Origin of the sequence: Rhizobium sp. 18055 (genome assembly GCF_902706285.1) — a bacterium.
Taxonomy (GTDB): domain Bacteria; phylum Pseudomonadota; class Alphaproteobacteria; order Rhizobiales; family Rhizobiaceae; genus Rhizobium.
Genome location: NZ_CACSKD010000011.1, coordinates 82,482 through 100,203 on the forward strand (window position 1 = coordinate 82,482; position 17,722 = coordinate 100,203).

The following is a 17,722-nucleotide window of genomic DNA, read 5'->3' on the forward strand; positions in this document are numbered from 1 at the left end:
TCGATATATGCCAAGCCCCGGATAGGCGCGGCCGACACGAATGCATCACGTCTGCGTGAGGCGGATGGTTCAGGGATTTCAACGCTTGGAATTGACATATGTTTGTTCCGGTAGATGGCAATAGACAGCGATCTCAGTGACGACGGGGGTGTGCGGCTATGGCGCTGCACATGATTGGAAGGATGGAACATGGCGATGTCTATGGGGATGAACAGGCGCACATTCGTAGCGGCAGGCGTTGGTCTGCTGGCGGCGCCGATGATTTTGAGAGAGACGGCCGTGATGGCCGCAACCGGAGATAACACAAAGATGGATGCGACGACGCAGCCCCAGTTCAATCAGTTCAAGCTCGGCTCATACAAGTTCACCGTCATCAAGGACGGTGCCAGCGTGGCCGAAAAGCCCAATGAGACCTTCGGTACCAACCAGACGCCGGAGACCGTGCAGGCATTGCTGGCGAAGAACTTCCTGCCATCGGACAAGTTCGTCAACACTTACGCACCCTTCGTGGTCGATACCGGCTCCGAGGTCATTCTGGTCGATACCGGCTTCGGCGAAAATGGTCGCGCCAAAGGCAGCGGCCAACTCGCTGCCGGCCTGAAGGCTGCCGGCTACTCGGCTGACGACATCACCGTCGTCGCCCTTACCCATCTGCATGGCGACCACATCGGCGGCCTGATGGAAGGCGGCGCACCGGCCTTCAAGAACGCCCGCTACGTCGCCGGCAAGACCGAATACGACTTCTGGACCGACAAGGCCCGCGAAGGCTCGCCGGCCGAAGGCGGCCACAAGGCGGTTCTGGCCAATGTCGTACCGCTTGCCGAAAAGATGACCTTCATCGGCGAGGGCGACACGGTGGCATCAGGCATCACCGCAATGATGGCGACCGGCCACACCCCCGGCCACATGATCTTCAACATCGAGTCCGATGGAAAACGCCTGATCGCCACCGGCGACACCGCCAACCATTATATCCTGTCGCTGCAGAACCCCACCTGGGAAGTCCGTTTCGACATGGACAAGGCGCAGGCCGCCGCCACCCGCAAGAAGGTGTTCGACATGATCGCCGCCGACAAGGTCGCCTTCCTCGGCTACCACATGCCGTTCCCGGCCGTTGGTTTTGCCGAGGTTTACGAAAGCGGCTACCGCTTCGTGCCGAAGACCTATCAGTTCGACCTCTGATCCCGCTGCATGGCAGCCATACCAAGCCCGGCGGCGACGCCGGGCTTTTTACTATTCCCTTAACGCCATGGACGTGGTACCAGCCCTCGCCAACTTCCAAAGCAAACCTTGCACACCGCCGGTGCGGATATTTCCTTCCGGGTGAGGTAGCATTTTTCTTTCATGAGGAATTGGCCATGGCTCGTATCATTGAAACGCCGACCGGTTTAGACGCTCTCACCTTCGACGACGTGCTGCTGCAGCCCGGTCATTCCGAGGTTCTGCCGGGTCAGACGAGCGTCGCAACGCGTATCGCCACCGATTTCGAACTCAACATCCCGATCATCTCGTCGGCCATGGACACGGTCACCGAAAGCCGTCTGGCGATTGCCATGGCGCAGGCCGGCGGCCTCGGCGTCATCCACAAGAACCTCACACCGATCGAGCAAGCCGAACAGGTCCGCCAGGTCAAGAAGTTCGAAAGCGGCATGGTCGTCAACCCTGTTACCATCGGCCCCGACGAGACGCTGGCCGATGCGCTCGGCCTGATGAAGACCTACAGCATCTCCGGCATTCCCGTCGTCGAGAAGTCTGGCCGCCTGGTCGGCATCCTCACCAACCGCGACGTCCGCTTCGCCTCCGATCCCAGCCAGAAGATCCACGAGCTGATGACCCATCAGGGCCTCATCACCGTCAAGGAAAACGTCGATCAGCAGGAAGCCAAGCGCCTGCTGCACACCAACCGCATCGAAAAGCTGCTGGTGGTCGATAGCGAAGGTCGTTGCGTCGGCCTGATCACCGTCAAGGATATCGAAAAGTCGCAGCTCAACCCGAATGCCTCCAAGGACCTGCAGGGTCGCCTGCGCGCCGCTGCCGCCATCGGCGTCGGTGAAGATGGGTTCGAGCGCGCCGAGCGCCTGATTGAGGCCGGTGTCGATCTCCTCGTCGTCGATACCGCCCACGGCCACTCGGCCCGCGTTCTCGAAGCCGTCGCCCGCGTCAAGAAGCTCTCCAACTCGGTGCGCATCATGGCCGGCAACGTCGCCACCGGTGATGGCACCCGCGCGCTGATCGATGCCGGCGCTGACGCCGTCAAGGTCGGCATCGGCCCGGGCTCGATCTGCACCACCCGCATCGTCGCAGGCGTCGGCGTTCCGCAGCTCGCCGCCATCATGTCGGCGGTGGAAGCTGCGCAGGCGCAGAACATTCCCGTCATCGCCGACGGCGGCATCAAGTTCTCAGGCGACGTCGCCAAGGCGATTGCATCAGGCGCTTCCGCCGTGATGATCGGCTCGCTGCTGGCCGGCACCGACGAAAGCCCGGGCGAAGTCTACCTCTACCAGGGCCGCTCCTTCAAAGCCTATCGCGGCATGGGTTCCGTCGGCGCCATGGCCCGCGGTTCGGCAGACCGCTACTTCCAGGCCGAAGTGCGCGACACGCTGAAGCTGGTTCCGGAAGGCATCGAAGGCCAGGTTCCCTACAAGGGCCCGGTCTCCGGCGTGCTCCACCAGCTCGCCGGCGGCCTCAAGGCTGCCATGGGCTATGTCGGCGGCAAGGATCTCAAGGAGTTCCAGGAACGCGCCACCTTCGTGCGCATCTCCGGCGCCGGCCTGCGCGAAAGCCACCCGCATGACGTGACGATCACCCGCGAGAGCCCGAACTACCCGGGCTCCGGCGCCTGATGATCAACGCGAGCAGCCGTATCCCTGCCTGGGGCATCGCGCTGCTCGCGGCCATTTGCCTCGGCGTCTTCATCTGGATGCTCACCGGCTACGTCCTGCCGTTCAAGGACATGACCCATGCGGCCATGCTGGAGGCCCGGCTGAGCCGCTATGGCGCCACCGAAATCGATGCCATGCGCGGTCTGCTGGAGCGAAAGCCCGAGGCCCGCGACCTGCTTCTCGCCATGCATCGCGGCCCCGACCTGATCCTGCCGGCGGCGCTGACGGCACTGCTGCTGTCGATCCTGATCAGGCTTCAGCCCGGCGGCCACTATTTCAATCGCCCGATGCATCCGGCGATGATCGCCGCGATTTACGCGCTGCCCTTCGTCTATGGCTTTTCCGACTATGCCGAAAACATCCTGACCACCAATCTCTTCGGCGGCGGCGCCGAATGGATGTTCGCGCAAGCCATCCTGCCCTGGGCATCGAGCCTGAAATTCGCCAGCCTGAGCGTCTGCATCATCGTCATCCTGCGCTTCCTCGCCTACCGCTTCGCACCGCCCGTCGATCACGCCGAGCCGTAAGCGTCACTGATGCCAGCGCCACGGCGCGTTCGACAGTCTTGCTGCCATGAACTCCGCCAGCACCTCGACCTTCACAGGCCGTGTCCGTGCCGAGGGCGTCACGAAGTAGAGCGCGCCCTGCGGCAGCGTCCAGTCCGTCAGGATCGCCTTCAACCGCCCGTCGGCCAGATATTCGCTGGCCATGAACTCGGGCAGTTCGCAAATCCCGAGCCCGCTCAGCACCATCGGGATCAAGGCCTCCGAGTTGGTCACCCGGAGCGGCCCGCTCGGCGTCACCACTTCCTCGTCGCCGTCCTTGTTGGTCAGGCGCCAGACATCCTGCCGCGGCCGGTAGGCATAGCCGAGGCAATGATGCGCCGGCAGGTCGCGCGGATGCTGCGGCGTGCCGTGCGTCTCCAGATAATCGGGCGAGGCCAGGATGAACCGCGAGACCGGCATCAGCCGCCGCGCCACCAGCGACGAATCCGGCAGCACCGCAATGCGCAGCGCCGCATCGAAACCATCGGCGACAAGATCGACGCTCGCATCGCTCATATGCAGGTCGATGCTGATGTCGGGATAGAGCCTGAAGAAGTCGGGCAAAATCGGCGCAATCCAGTGCACCCCGAATGTCATCGGCGCCGCCAGCCGGATCAATCCGCGCGGGCGGCTGGAAAGCTCGCGCGCCGCATTCTCGATCTCCTCGGCATCGCAATAGATCTGCGAGGCGCGATCGGCGAGTTTCAGGCCGAATTCCGTCAGCGCCAGTTGCCGCGATGTCCGGTTGAACAGCCGTGCCCCGAACCGCTGCTCCAGCCGCGCCACGCCGCGCGACACGGTAGGCACGGAAACGCCAAGCGCCTTTGCCGCGCGCGCAAAGGATCGCTCCTCCGCCACCTTGGCAAACATCGCCAGTCCTTCGAAATCGGGCAGCTTCATTGTTTCATTTCTGCAATAATGGTTTTCATTTCTTTCTATTCCGAAACGATCTTGCCGTCCATATCTCCTGTCCAGTCGAACAACAGGAGACGACTGATATGACCGACACACAGAATTCCAGCCAGAGACTGGGCGGCAAGGTCGCCGTCATTACCGGCGGCACCACAGGCATCGGCCTTGCCACCGCCAAGCGTTTCGCGGCCGAAGGCGCCAGGGTGTTCATCACCGGCCGCCGCCCTGAAGCCCTCAACAGCGCGATTGCCGAGATCGGCCACGGTGCCTCGGGCATTCAGGCGGACTCGGCCAACCTCGCCGATCTCGACCGCCTGTTTGCCAGGGTGAAGGCCGATGCCGGCCGCATCGACGTGCTGTTTGCCAATGCCGGCGGTGGTTCGATGCTGCCATTGGGCGCCATCACCGAGGAGCAGTTCGACGACACCTTCAACCGCAATGTCAGGGGCGTGCTGTTCACCGTGCAGAAGGCCCTGCCGCTGCTCGGCAAGGGCGCGTCCGTCATCCTCACCGGCTCGACCACGAGTTCGACAGGCACGGCCGCATTCAGCGTCTACAGTGCGTCCAAGGCTGCCGTGCGCAATTTCGCCCGCAGCTGGATCTTGGATCTGAAGGAGCGCGGCATCCGCATCAACACGTTGAGCCCCGGCCCGACGGAAACCCCCGGCCTGGTCGAACTGGCCGGCGACGACAAGGCGCAACAGCAGGGACTGCTGGATTACATGGCCAGCCTCGTACCGCTTGGCCGCGTCGGCCATGTCGACGAGATCGCCAACGCCGCCCTGTTCCTGGCGTCGGATGAATCGAGCTTCGTCACCGGCATCGAGCTGTTCGCCGATGGCGGTCAGGCCCAGGTCTGAAACGCTTCCGAGACGAGCCTCCCCGCCGCGCCATCCGCGGCGGGCATTGGACTGGAAAGCCCGGTTCGTTTCCTCTAAAGCTCTGACATCAAAGCAGAAGCAGCATGGGAGAAGACCATATGACCGGAATGACAGGCTACGAGATGTTCTGGCCCATCATCGCCCATGTGGCGCTGGTCTATGTGCTCTACGCGGTGCTTGGTTTGCGACGCGACAAGATGGTCAAATCAGGCAAGGTCCGCGTTTCCGATTACCGCGAAAACCGCAGCGAGCCGCCCGAAAGCCTGTTCGTCAAGAACAGCATCGCCAACCAGTACGAGTTGCCGATGCTGTTCTACGCCTGCTGCATTCTTCTCTATATGACCGAAGCCGACAATCTGATCGCGCTGGTTCTCGCCTGGGTCTTCGTGGCGCTGCGCTATGCGCACGCCTTCATTCACGTCACCAGCAATCGGATCCGTTATCGCAGCCCGCTGTTCGCCGCCGGCTATGTCGTGCTCGGCGCCATGTGGGTCTGGCTGGCGGTCTGGATGATGTTCCCCAACGGCTGATCGGTCTGCTCACGCGGCCTTGTCGTATGGGGCAGGGGCGACCGCGATGATCGCCTCGGCCAGTGCCTCCATCTCCTTGCCGCGGTGATTGCTGCGCCGCCAGACAAGCCCGATCTCGCGCGATGGCTGCGGATCGGCAAACGGCACGATGCGGATCGAGTTGCGGCTGGTCTCAGTGGCGATCGCCATCTCCGGGATCAGCGTCATCCCCATGTCGTGCGACACCATCTGCAAAAGCGTCGCCATCGACGTCGCGCCGAAATTGATCAGGCTGCGCTTGTTGGTGCTGCACACCGCCAGCGCCTGATCGCGCAGGCAGTGTCCTTCCTCAAGCAAAAGCAACCGATCGACATTCACCTCATGCTCGGTCAGCGGCGACATCAGCACGTCATCGCCATTCTCGGCCACTGCCATGAAGAAGCGGTCGGCAAACAGCGGCCGTGTCTGGATGCCGTCGATCTCGAGCGGAAGCGCTGCGATCACCGCATCGAGCTTGCCGGTCGAAAGATCGGCCATCAGCCGGTCGGTCACCGCCTCGCGCAGTTCCACCTCGACATCGGGATAGGTGCGGCGCAGGTGCGGAATGAACTGCGGCACCAGATAGGGCGCTACCGTCGGGATGATGCCGATGCGGATCAGCCCCTCCAGCGTGCCGCCGCCCTTGCGCGCCGTCTGCTCCAGCACATCGACCTGATGCAGGATCAGCCGGACGTGATGCAGAACCTCTTCGCCCTTCGGCGTTAGAATGGTATTCTGCCGCGTCCGCTCCACCAGCTTGGCGCCCAAATACTCTTCCATGTCCATGATCTGGGCGGAAAGCGCCGGCTGACTGATATGCACCAGTTCCGCCGCCCGGCCAAAGTGCCGGGTCGTCGCCAGAGCATCGAAATAGCGCATTTGTCTGAGCGTGAGCATGATAGGTTTTTCCGATCGAATTATACAATAAATACGATTGGAAATTATGAAAGGTCAATGGGACAACAACCGGGTCGGAAGCAAAACAGGCTTCGCAGACCCAATTCAACGAGGAGGATTTCATGTCAGATCGCCCGACCATGACGACGACAGCTGGCTCGCCGGTTCCCGATAATCAGAATTCCATTACCGCAGGCCCGCGCGGCGGCGTCATGCTGCAGGACTACCAGCTGCTCGAAAAGCTTGCCCATCAGAACCGCGAGCGCATTCCGGAGCGCGTCGTCCACGCCAAGGGCTGGGGTGCATTCGGCACACTGACCATCACTGGCGATATCTCCAAGTATACCAAGGCAAGCTGTCTCCAGAAGGGCGCAGTCACGCCCATGCTCGCCCGCTTCTCCACCGTTGCCGGTGAGATGGGCGCCGCCGACGCCGAGCGCGACGTGCGCGGCTTCGCGTTGAAGTTCTACACCGAAGAAGGCAACTGGGATCTGGTCGGCAACAACACCCCGGTGTTCTTCGTCCGCGATCCGCTGAAATTCCCCGATTTCATCCACACCCAGAAGCGCCATCCGAAGACCAATCTGCGTTCGGCAACGGCGATGTGGGATTTCTGGTCGCTGTCGCCGGAAAGCCTGCATCAGGTCACCATCCTGATGTCGGACCGCGGCCTGCCGATCGACCCGATGCACATGAACGGCTACGGCTCGCACACCTACTCGTTCTGGACCGATGCCGGCGAGCGCTACTGGGTGAAATTCCACTTCAAGACCCAGCAGGGCCACAAGCACTACACCAATGCCGAAGGTGAAAACCTGATCGGCAAGACCCGCGAGAGCTATCAGGAAGCCTTGTTCGGCGGCATCGACAAGGGCGTCTTCCCGCGCTGGAACGTCCAGGTCCAGATCATGACCGAGGCCCAGGCGGAGCAGACCTCCTACAACCCGTTCGACCTGACCAAGGTCTGGCCGCACAGCGAATTCCCGCCGATCGATATCGGTGTGATGGAGCTGAACCGCAACGCCGAGAACTACTTCGCCGAAATCGAGCAGGCCGCCTTCTCGCCGTCGAACATCGTCCCCGGCATCGGCCATTCGCCCGACAAAATGCTGCAGGCGCGTGTGTTCTCCTATGCCGACGCGCACCGCTACCGTCTCGGCACGCACTATGAAAACATCCCGGTCAACCAGCCGAAATGCCCGGTTCATCACTATCATCGCGATGGCCAGATGAACACCTATGGCGGCATCCGCACCGGCAACCCGGATGCCTACTACGAGCCCAACACCGTTGGTGGTAGCCCGTTCGAGGACAAGTCGGCGATGGAGCCGCCGCTGAAGGTCGAGGGTGATGTCGCCCGCTACAATCACCGTGACGGCAACGACGACTACGGCCAGGTGACAGCGCTGTTCAATCTGTTCGATACCGAGCAGAAGGCCCGCCTGTTCTCCAACATCGCCGCCGCCATGGGTGGTGTTCCCGGCGCCATCGTCGAGCGCCAGCTGGCTCATTTCAAGCTGGTCCACCCGGATTATGAAGCAGGTGTCCGCGCAGCCCTCGAAAAGCAGCACGGCTACAAGGTCGACACGATCAGCGCCCAGCCAGCCGCTGCAGAGTAAATTTACCCTCTGAAACCGACCAAATCGGGGTGCATCGCCCCGGTTTGGTTGAGGTTTTGGCAATCGGTAAAATACAAGCTTTCCCTTTTACGCCTCATGAAGACCTGCATGTCATATCGGCCAAAAGGGCCGGTTTGGGACATTGTCCGGTCTGCGACAGAGGGATGGGGAACGACATGAACGTCGGGAGCTTGGATCGCATTGGACTTCGCAGGAAGCCGAAACAGGAGCGCAGCATCCAGAGACTGGATCTGATTCTATCCGCGGCAGCGGAACTGATCGCCGAAAAGGGCGTCGGTGCGATGCGCATGACTGAACTGGCCTTAGCAGCCAACGTGCCGATCGGCTCGGTCTACCAGTATTTTCCGGAAAAGGCGGCGATCGTCAAAGCCCTGTTCGACCGTCATTCGACGGCAATGCGCGCAAGGGTGACGGACGCATTCGCCCCCGTGCAGTCTGTCGATCAGGCCCTCGATGTCCTCGCAAACACGGTGGACTGGCACTATGAGGACTACCGCAACGACGCAGCACAGCTCGGCATCTGGCGCGGAACTGAGACCGATCAGGATCTGGCGCAACTGAATGTCGAGCACAATACCCGTATCGCCCGGATTTTTCGCGACACGGTGCATCGCATCGCACCCGAACTCGATGCCCTCGATATGGAAGCGCGGACCTATCTCTTCAGCCACCTGATCGGCTCGTCGGTGCGGCTTGCGGTGGTCAGCGAGCCAAGCCTTGCTGGCCGCATTCTGGACGAGTGGAAGCGCGTCATCCGCGCCTCGTTCTTCACGGCCGCTCCGGCCTGATGGCTACCAGCTGGTGACGGTGTTGGCGATCTTCAGCCGCGGCTGCGCCCTGACATAGTTGCCCTTCACGTCCGCTTCCAGATTGTCATCGACCACAGCAGGCGTGATGTTGTCGAGGCAGGCGGTGATGTGCGCGGTGATCGCGTTCATCAGCGAGATCGATACACCCGGACGTTTCATGATGCCGATCTGCACCGGCGGCAGGGCAGGGAAGCCGTCTGCCTGGGTCAGCACCTTCATGCCGGTCCGCAGCGCCGATTCCGGCATCACCGAAACGGCGAGACCCGAAAGAACGGCGGCAGCGATCACCGTGCACGACCAGCTAGTGAACAGGATCTGGTGCTCGCGGCCCACGGCATCGAGCGCCGCGCACGAAACCTGCCGCCAGGGGCAGTCACGACGCCCGACAGCCAGCGGCACCGGCGCATCGTCGCGGATCGGATGGTTGGCGGAGCCCACCCAGCAGAGCGGCTCGGTTCTGACCACGTCCGACATCCGCTCGCGCGGATTGTGCGTCACCAGCGCGATATCGAGCTCGCCCTTATGCATCCGCTCGGCCAGATCGACCGAGGGCTCGCAGACGATATAGAGCTCGACATTCGGATGTGTCTTGGCAAATCGGCCGATGATCTCGGGCATGTAGCGGTCGGCATAGTCGTCGGGCGTGCCGATCCGGAGCGTGCCCTCGAGACGATTGTCGTCGAAGGCGGCGATCGCTTCGTTGTTGAGCCGGATGATGCGGCGCGCATAGTTCAGCAGCTTCTCGCCCTCGACCGACATCCGGTTGCCGCGTCCGTCCTTGATGAACAGCTGCTTGCCGATACGCTCTTCCAGCCGGCGCATCTGCATCGAGACTGCCGATTGCGTCTTGTAGACCCGGTCGGCGGCCTTGGTGAAGCTGCCGGAGTCGATGATTGCGATGAAGGTCTGCAACTGGTCAATATCAAGAGGCGCGGCCATGGTTCCCACCTATAACGATCTCTGATGATAATCATTAGAAACATTCGTTGGACTGATCAATAGCCGTTTGGCATCTTGTAGCTGCAAATCAATCAAAGTGATGGACAGACAACACTGCCTGTCCGCTCGGATTTCAACTTGCTTCTTCGTGCCGGAATCGGCCCGCAGAGTGGGTTGTTGCGCGCCAATGAAAGGATCATCCCATGCGCACGACAGACCGGATACTCGAACTCGAATGCAGCCCGACAACCCAGACGCTGTCCCAGCGTCTCGTCTCTGGCTTCGCAACGCTGGCATCCGTACTGCGCGTGTTCCGCAACCGTATGGAGATCAACGCGCTGCGCGATCTCGACGACAATCAATTGAAGGATATCGGTTTGACCCGGGCCGATCTCAACTCGGCCTTCCTGGCCTCGACCTTTTTTGAAGACCCGTCGGATCAACTGACGCGTTCCGCGCGCAATCGCGGCCGCAATTCCATTCATCGGACCCACGAAGAGTAGGCCGACCCAAGTTTTCCCCGCAGGGTGATAGCCAATAACCCTGCCTCTTGCCCGGTGCCGACTTACCAGTCGTCTCCGGGTTTTTTTATGGGTTGCCTTAGCCCTTGGGCGAAGAGGGCGGCGTCTTCGGCATGTAGGTCTCGAAGATCGCTTCCATGTTTTTCTGGTAGCCCTTCTGCGCTTCCAGCCCGCTGTCGAACATGGTGTTCAACATGTCCATGTAGCCCGATGCCTCGGTCTTCGGTGCTTCCGCCTTTGGCGTCTCGGCTGGCTTTGATGCTCCTGCCTGTCCGAAATTGCCCATCATCTCCTGAAACGCCTTGGCAAAGGGATTGTCGAGAAACGGATTGGCCGGTGCCGTCTCGGGCTCCGCCTTCGGCGCACCGAACATCTGCTGCATCGCCTGCGTAAACGGATTGTCGAAGATGTTGGGCACCGGTGCCGCCGTCTGCTTCGGCGCAAAGCCGGTCGCCTGCAGCCATTGCTGGATGCTGTCGCCCATTGCCGTGTTGATGAACGGGTTCACAGGCGCATTCATCTGTCCCATCGATTGCTTGAACAGCCCGCCCATCAGCGTGCCGGCCATCACCGGCAGCATCTGCTTGTAGATTTCCTGGCCGATCCCGGTCATCTGCGCTGCCTGCGCCGCCACCGCCCGCGACACATCCTTGGAGCCGAACAGCTGGCCGAGGATGGTGTTGCCGTCGGAGATCCCCTGCGGCGTGAACGCCTTGCCCATGTCCTCGAAATACTTGGCGTAGTTGCCGGAGCCGACCGCCTGCATCAGGCCCATGAAATCGTAGGGGTTGTCGGCGCTGCGCTTCAGCCCGGCGGAAAACGCCGGCATCAGCGCCGCCATCGCCTGGGTCGCCTGCTCCTGCGCCAGGTTGAACTGCTTGGAGATCGCCCCCATCGCCGCGCCGTTCTGCGCCTGCATCATCATGTCGAAGAGTGGCAGCATGGAAATCCCTTTCCCGGTTCGCGACGCATGATCGCGTCACTATAGCCGGAAAAAGGAATGCGCAAACCGCTTTTTGCAGAAGGGGTTAGTCAGCCGTGACTTAGTATTGATACTCGTCGAAAACGGGATCGACCGAGCCGTTCCAGCGGCCGTTGTAGAGCGCCAGCAGATCTTCCGCCAGGGTCGCCTTCTTGGCCATCACCTCGTCGAGCGGCGACAGGAAGATGGTCTCGTCCTGGTCCTCGCTGTTGAGCTTGCCGCGCGCCTTCAGGCCGGCCTTGGAGATGGCAATCACGTCGCGTGCCGTCTCGAACAGCGGGTGCCCGCGGAACGTCGCCTGCAGCCCTTCGGCCGGCACCGCGTTGCGCAGCGTGTTGACCTCGTCGAAGCCCCAGTCCCTGGTCAAAAGGTCGGCGGCCTCGAGCGCAGTTTCGTCGTAGAGCAGCCCCACCCAGAAGGCCGGCAGCGCGCAGATCCGGCGCCACGGGCCGCCATCGGCGCCGCGCATCTCGAGGAAGCGCTTCAGCCGCACGTCGGGAAATAGTGTCGAGAGATGGTTGGTCCAGTCGCCCATCGTCGGCTCCCACTCGGCCACTTCGCCCTTCAGCGCGCCGTTCATGAACTGGCGGAAGGTCACGTGGGTACAGTCGTGGTAGCGGTTGTCGCGAACGATGAAGTACATCGGCACGTCGAGCGCCCATTCGACATAGTCATGGAAACCGAAATCGTCGCGGAAGGTGAAGTCGAGCAGGCCGGAGCGGTTGTTGTCGGTGTCGCGCCAGATCTCGCCGCGCCAGGACTGCAGCCCGTTGGGCTTGCCTTCGGTAAACGGCGAAGCGGCAAACAGCGCGGTTGCCAGCGACTGCAGCTTCATCGAAACGCGCATCTTCTTGCGCATGTCGGCTTCCGAGGAAAAGTCGAGGTTCACCTGGATCGTGCAGGTCCGGTACATCATGTCGAGGCCGTGGCTGCCGACCTTCGGCATGTAACGGCTCATGATCCCATAGCGCGACTTCGGCATCACAGGCGTTTCCGCCAGCGTCCATGTCGGGCTACCGCCGATGCCGAGGAAGCGGATGCCCATCGGCTCGGCAATCTCGCGCAATGTTGCCAGATGCGCGTTGGATTCCTTGCAGGTCTGGTGGATCGTCTCCAGCGGCGCGCCCGACAGCTCGAACTGGCCGCCCGGCTCGATCGAGATCGCGCCCATGCCTGTCGGCTCTGCCAGCCCGATGATGTTTTCGCCGTCGAGGATCGGCTCCCATCCGCTGGTCTTTTCCATGCCCTTCAGGAGCGCCGAAATGCTGCTGTCACCGAAATAGGGGACGGGGCTGTTGTCGGCGCGGAAGAAGGCGAACTTCTCATGCTCGGTGCCGATGCGGAACTTCTCTTCCGGCTTGTTTCCCGCAGCAAGATAATCGGTCAGCTCCTGTACCGAAGAGAGCGGTGTCTGGTCGGTGGTATCGCGAGCCATGCAAGTAACCTGTATTCGGGAAACGCCCGGAAGTCTCCGGACAATTGGAAGGGTGATTAGGACCGCTGGCAGGTATGTTGCAAGTGAAATTGTTTCAACCAGCTGTCAAAAAAATAGCAGTATATGTTGTCGCCTGCCAACATCACGATCAATTCCAGTCGCCGACAGCCGCCTGGATCACCGCCATTGCTGCTACGGCGGCGGTATCGGCGCGCAGAATTCTTGGGCCGAGCGGGATGGCGGTGACGAAATCGAGGCTGCGCAGCCGCGCTCGCTCCTCCTCCGAAAACCCGCCCTCGGGGCCGACAAGCAGCGCCAGCTTGCGCTCCCTGATGCCTGAGAGGATAGGCAGCGGGTTCTGCCCGGCATCGCCCTCGTCGCAATAGATGATCCGCCGCTCGCTTGGCCAGCCGTCGAGCATGTCGAACAGCCGCACCGGCTCCGCCACCTCGGGAATGCCGAGAATGCCGCATTGCTCGGCCGCCTCGATGACATTGGCGCGCAGCTTGTCGAGGTTGGTGATCTTGCCCTGCACATGCTGGGTCATCACAGGCTGCAGCAAGCCGGCACCCATTTCGACAGCCTTCTGCACCAGATAGTCCAGTCGTCCGACTTTCAGCGGCGCAAACAGATAGCGCAGGTCGGAGGCCTCGGGTTGCGGACGCGTCTGCTCGTCCGGCACGATCATGATCCGCTTGCGCGTCGGAAAGGAGAGCTTGGCCTTCCACTCGCCGTCGCGACCGTTGAACACCAGGATCTCGGCGCCGTCGGTCATGCGCAGCACGTTGGAGAGATAGTTGTACTGATCAGGCGTCGCCTCTGCCGCAATCCCCTTGGAGAGGGGAGCGGCGACGAACAGCCGTTGCATCCGGAAATTGGCGCGCATCGAAACGTCCTGATTAAACCCGATTAGACAAAGAGCGCGAACATAGCCCAATAGATCAGCGCCGCAAGCGCGGCGGATGCCGGCACGGTGATGACCCAGGCGGCGATGATCGTCATGAAATGCGAGCGGCGCACCAGATAGCGGCGGCGAACCTCGTGGGTGTTCGGATCGTCAGGCTCCTTCAGCATCCAGACCTCGGCCTTGCGGCGCATATATTCGATCCGGCGCTTGGAATTGCGGGTGTACCACTCGCGGAAGAAACCGACGCCGAACACCGCGCCGACCGCGATATGCGTCGTACTCACAGGCAGCCCGAACCACGAGGCAATGATCACGGTGAACGCCGTCGACAGCGCCACGCAATAGGCCCGCATCGGGTTGAGCTTGGTGATCTGCTCGCCGACGAGGCGGATCAGCCGCGGCCCGAACAGCAAGAGACCGACGGAAATCCCCAGCGCCCCGATCAGCATCACCCAGACCGGCGGGCCAGCCTCGTCGCCCAGTTGCTGGCCAACAGACACGCGCACGATGGCAGAAAGCGGTCCGACGGCGTTCGAGACGTCGTTTGCACCATGCGCGAAGGACAGCAGCGCCGCCGAGCCGATCAGCGGCAGCTGGAACAACACCCTGAGCGAGCTGTTGCGGTTTTCCAGGCCTTCGGCCTTGCGATGCACCAGCGGCCGGGCGATCAGCCAGGTCACGCATCCGACCACGACACCGAACAGCGCGACATAAAGGGCAGGGAAAGCACCGCGGGTCTCGAGTTGCAGCACCATATAGGCGGTGAACGTGCCGACCATGATCGCAATCAGCACCGGCACCCAGCGCTTGGCAGCGGCGACCTTGTCTTGGCGGTAGATGATGAAGGTTTTGACCAGATAGAGCATGCCCGCGGCAAGCACCCCGCCGATCAGCGGCGATGTCACCCAGCTCGAGGAAATCTCGGCCAGCACCCGCCAGTTGACCGGACCCGGCCCGAGCGCGCCGACACCGGCGCCGATCACCGCGCCGACGATCGAGTGGGTGGTGGAAACGGGCGCGTTCAGCCAGGTCGCCAGATTGATCCACAGGGCTGCCGCCATCAGCGCCGCCATCATGATCCAGGCCAGCATCCCCGCCGGGATCTGCCGCGCATCGAGAATGCTCGACGAAATGGTCTTCACCACCTCGCCGCCGCCGATCGTCGCGCCGAGGATTTCGAAGATGGCGGCAATCACCAGCGCCTGGCCCATCGTCATCGCCCGCGCACCGACGGCCGCGCCGACATTGTTGGTCACGTCGTTGGCGCCGATGTTCATCGCCATGTAGGCGGCAATGGCGGCAGCCGCGATCACCAGGCCGGCGCCGGGCCGGTCGAACACGTAGACCGCCGCAAACAGCATGGCGAGGCCAAGAAAGATCAGGCTAATACCCGGCGCCATCAGCTTCCGAGACACATATTTCGACGCATCCTCGACCTGCATCAGCCGGTCGAGATCCTTGTCGAGCGTTCGTTTCTGGAGGACGGTGGGGCGGTCGGCCATGCTATTCCTTGTGACTGAATCCTGCTTTAGCGCTGACAAGTTTGGCAGCGCAAGATGGCAGGATTCATTCTGCCGGAATTTGCTTCAATGCCTTGGGTGCAAGTTCCTCGTCCATGCGCCGCTTGAACAGCAGGAACAGGTCGCGCAGTTCTGGCTCGTTGACCCGCTTTGCCGCTTCGTCGCAGGACACCCAGTCGAACTTGCGCTCGCCTTTTTCCTTGAAGCTCTTGGCGATGGTCGAGACCTCAAGCACGTAGACCTGCACCTTGCAGGTTACCTTCAGGCCGTTCTTCAGCACCTTCGGATAGTGATAGCAGCCGATCGTGCCGCTCTCGACGGTACCGCGCACGCCTGCCTCTTCATAGGCCTCGCGGGCAGCCACCTCGTAGGATGTCTTGCCGTCCATCGGCCAGCCCTTGGGGATGACCCAGCGGCCGGTATCGCGACTGGTCAAGAGCAGAACCTCGACAGCGCCGGTCTTGCCCTTCACCCGGTAGCAGAGCGCAGCATATTGCTGGCGCGGTGGGCGCCGGAACATCAGCTGTACATCGGAGGCGAGGCGGGCAAGAAGAGTCAACGGTCGGGTCACCTTTAATATGTTGTTCGCTTATATTAGTGTCTCATGGAAAGCTTGCGCGATCCATGTGGCTTGTTCGGTTTCGGGTCGGGTTTGATATTATCAATATAGCCTTTCGTTTTGGTTTCGGTTTCAGAAAACCGCCATCGAATGCTCTGTTTCCGCCATAGCCTGTGGCAATTAATATGATCTCGACTTTCGTCTTAATCAATCACGCCTTTGTGCCGCGCACCGATAGGTGCGGACAATGGCAATTCTGCGTCGGTTCTCCACAATAAAGATTGCCGGCTAATGTCCCAAGGCCGGATTCAGGCCCGGAAAACCCTGTCCCGACAGGCTCAATCACAGAATCACCGGGGGAAGTTTTTCTGAGTCTTTCGCAGAAATATGTCCATGTTCGCCATCAGCCATTCGGCTTAACAATGCGCCGGAAGCAAGAGGACGGATCATGACATCAGACGCGACACGCATCGACTGGATCGGCAACAGCTGCCGGCTGCTGCAGGAAACCGCTGCCGAATATCGGCAAACGAAACCTTTCGAAGGCCTGACCATCGGCACCGGCATTCACCTCGAACCGAAGACCGTGGCGCTGCTGGCAACGCTGCGCGCCGGCGGCGCCCGTCTCGTCTGCACCGGCAATCTCAACAGCACCCAGCCGGCGACCGTCGACTATCTCCGCGCCCAGGGCATGACCGTCTTCGCCACGCAGACCACCGATCCCGTCGCCCATCACCAGAGCCTGGAAGCCGTCGTCGCCGAAAAACCCGACCTGCTGCTCGACAATGGCGGCGATCTCTTCGCCATCGCACTGGAGCGCCCCTACGCCAATCTGCTCGGCGGCACCGAGGAAACCACCTCCGGCCGCACCCGGCTGCTGCCGCTGCGCGACAGGCTCGCCATGCCGATCCTCGTCATCAACGACAGCCCCATCAAGCAGTTCGCCGAAAACAGGCATGCCGTCGGCCAGAGCCTGTTCGAAAGCTACATGCGCTTCACCAACCGATCCACCAACGGCAAGCGCGTCACCGTCTTCGGCTATGGCGCCTGCGGCAAGGGCACCGCCGCATGCTTCCGCAATGCCTACAGCCAGGTCAGTGTTGTCGATATCGACCCGGTGACAGTACTCGAAGCCCATCTCGACGGTTTCCTGACACCGCTGCGCGACGACGCCATTCGCTCCGCCGACGTGTTGATCACCGTCACCGGCCACCCCGATATCGTCACCGCAAACGACCTGCCGCTGATCAGGCACGGCGCCATTCTTCTCAACGGCGGCCACTTCCCCAACGAGATCGACGTCGCCGCCTTCCTCACCCATCCTGACGTGCTCTCCATCGACCGCTACCAGGCCGACAGCATCGAAACGCTGCACATGAGCGACGGCCGCGCCATCCACATCCTCGGCGGCGGCCACATGGCCAACCTCGCCGGCCCGCGTCCGCTCGGCAACTCGGTGGAATCCATGGACCTCGGCTTCACCCTGCAGGTCCGCTGCCTCGAGCGCGTGGCGAAACGCGGCGTCGGCCCGGAAGCCTGCATCGTGCCGGTGCCCGCCGATATCGATGCGATGGTGGCAAGCGCCTATCTCGATCTGGCGCGATAGGTTTGCCGGCCGCAGCCCCCTCATCTGCCTGCCGGCATCTTCTCCCCGGGGGGAGAAGGGATACGGAGCAGGCCTATTGCTTCCCCTTCTACCCCGTGGGCCGAAGGACGGGTCGAGACAAGCGGCTCGACCCCGTCTG

General features: G+C 61.9%; 17 protein-coding genes. 9 read left to right on the forward strand and 8 right to left on the reverse strand.

The annotated features are described in order from the left end of the window. Nucleotides 1–189: 189 nt before the first annotated feature. From GVL52_RS18865 to GVL52_RS18875, 3 genes are all read left to right on the forward strand, one after another. Nucleotides 190–1,182: an MBL fold metallo-hydrolase gene (locus GVL52_RS18865; RefSeq protein WP_160009932.1), complete on the forward strand. Its 993-nt coding sequence runs from the start codon at nt 190–192 to the stop codon at nt 1,180–1,182. 176 nt (nt 1,183–1,358) lie between these two features. After that, the gene (gene guaB / locus GVL52_RS18870; protein WP_160009934.1) at nt 1,359–2,843 is read left to right on the forward strand and encodes an IMP dehydrogenase; all 1,485 of its coding nucleotides are present in this window, start codon (nt 1,359–1,361) and stop codon (nt 2,841–2,843) included. Continuing rightward, nucleotides 2,843–3,409 (forward strand): hypothetical protein, encoded by a 567-nt coding sequence (locus tag GVL52_RS18875; protein WP_244619229.1) that lies wholly within the window; start codon nt 2,843–2,845, stop codon nt 3,407–3,409. The genes guaB and GVL52_RS18875 overlap by 1 nt, the downstream gene beginning before the upstream one ends. Before the next feature lie 3 nt (nt 3,410–3,412). Here the strand turns inward: GVL52_RS18875 and GVL52_RS18880 are convergent, their stop codons facing one another. Next, nucleotides 3,413–4,327, reverse strand: a complete 915-nt coding sequence (locus GVL52_RS18880) for a LysR family transcriptional regulator (RefSeq protein ID WP_160009936.1) — start codon at nt 4,325–4,327, stop codon at nt 3,413–3,415. 98 nt (nt 4,328–4,425) lie between these two features. Between GVL52_RS18880 and GVL52_RS18885 the strand changes: the two genes are divergently transcribed. Beyond that, nucleotides 4,426–5,199 carry an SDR family oxidoreductase gene (locus GVL52_RS18885; RefSeq protein ID WP_160009938.1) on the forward strand — a complete coding sequence of 258 codons (774 nt, stop codon included), beginning with the start codon at nt 4,426–4,428 and terminating at the stop codon, nt 5,197–5,199. Nucleotides 5,200–5,327: 128 nt separating this feature from the next. Further along, a complete protein-coding gene (locus tag GVL52_RS18890; RefSeq protein WP_160010142.1) occupies nt 5,328–5,750 on the forward strand; it encodes an MAPEG family protein in 423 nt (140 codons plus the stop codon). 9 nt (nt 5,751–5,759) lie between these two features. On the opposite strand, the gene GVL52_RS18895 is transcribed toward GVL52_RS18890, so the two are convergent. After that, nucleotides 5,760–6,665 carry a hydrogen peroxide-inducible genes activator gene (locus GVL52_RS18895; RefSeq protein ID WP_160009940.1) on the reverse strand — a complete coding sequence of 302 codons (906 nt, stop codon included), beginning with the start codon at nt 6,663–6,665 and terminating at the stop codon, nt 5,760–5,762. 122 nt (nt 6,666–6,787) lie between these two features. On the opposite strand from GVL52_RS18895, the gene katA reads away from it, so the two are divergent. Both katA and GVL52_RS18905 read left to right on the forward strand, forming a co-directional pair. Beyond that, complete coding sequence (gene katA, locus GVL52_RS18900) at nt 6,788–8,284, forward strand: catalase KatA (protein WP_160009942.1); 1,497 nt, start codon at nt 6,788–6,790, stop codon at nt 8,282–8,284. 176 nt (nt 8,285–8,460) lie between these two features. Then, a complete protein-coding gene (locus tag GVL52_RS18905; protein ID WP_160009944.1) occupies nt 8,461–9,093 on the forward strand; it encodes a TetR/AcrR family transcriptional regulator in 633 nt (210 codons plus the stop codon). Nucleotides 9,094–9,096: 3 nt separating this feature from the next. Here GVL52_RS18905 and GVL52_RS18910 read toward each other — a convergent pair whose 3' ends face one another. Then, entirely contained in the window at nt 9,097–10,053 is a 957-nt protein-coding gene (locus tag GVL52_RS18910) for a LysR substrate-binding domain-containing protein (protein WP_160009946.1), read from the reverse strand. Nucleotides 10,054–10,256: 203 nt separating this feature from the next. Here GVL52_RS18910 and GVL52_RS18915 point away from each other — a divergent pair, with 203 nt between their 5' ends. Continuing rightward, on the forward strand, nt 10,257–10,556 hold the full coding sequence (locus GVL52_RS18915; protein ID WP_160009948.1) for a DUF1127 domain-containing protein: 300 nt from the start codon (nt 10,257–10,259) through the stop codon (nt 10,554–10,556). 97 nt (nt 10,557–10,653) lie between these two features. On the opposite strand, the gene GVL52_RS18920 is transcribed toward GVL52_RS18915, so the two are convergent. The 5 genes from GVL52_RS18920 to GVL52_RS18940 form a co-directional block, all read right to left on the reverse strand. Beyond that, nucleotides 10,654–11,517 (reverse strand): DUF937 domain-containing protein, encoded by an 864-nt coding sequence (locus tag GVL52_RS18920; protein WP_160009950.1) that lies wholly within the window; start codon nt 11,515–11,517, stop codon nt 10,654–10,656. A gap of 100 nt (nt 11,518–11,617) precedes the next feature. Continuing rightward, entirely contained in the window at nt 11,618–12,991 is a 1,374-nt protein-coding gene (locus tag GVL52_RS18925; protein ID WP_160009952.1) for a glutamate--cysteine ligase, read from the reverse strand. A gap of 148 nt (nt 12,992–13,139) precedes the next feature. Next, entirely contained in the window at nt 13,140–13,877 is a 738-nt protein-coding gene (locus GVL52_RS18930; RefSeq protein WP_160009954.1) for a 16S rRNA (uracil(1498)-N(3))-methyltransferase, read from the reverse strand. A gap of 23 nt (nt 13,878–13,900) precedes the next feature. Next, nucleotides 13,901–15,400 carry an inorganic phosphate transporter gene (locus GVL52_RS18935; protein ID WP_160009956.1) on the reverse strand — a complete coding sequence of 500 codons (1,500 nt, stop codon included), beginning with the start codon at nt 15,398–15,400 and terminating at the stop codon, nt 13,901–13,903. A gap of 64 nt (nt 15,401–15,464) precedes the next feature. Continuing rightward, nucleotides 15,465–15,977, reverse strand: coding sequence for an NUDIX hydrolase (locus tag GVL52_RS18940; RefSeq protein WP_160009958.1), 513 nt, complete (start codon nt 15,975–15,977; stop codon nt 15,465–15,467). Between the two features lie 448 nt (nt 15,978–16,425). Between GVL52_RS18940 and GVL52_RS18945 the strand changes: the two genes are divergently transcribed. Then, the gene (locus tag GVL52_RS18945) at nt 16,426–17,583 is read left to right on the forward strand and encodes an adenosylhomocysteinase (RefSeq protein ID WP_160009960.1); all 1,158 of its coding nucleotides are present in this window, start codon (nt 16,426–16,428) and stop codon (nt 17,581–17,583) included. The last annotated feature ends 139 nt before the right edge of the window (nt 17,584–17,722 follow it).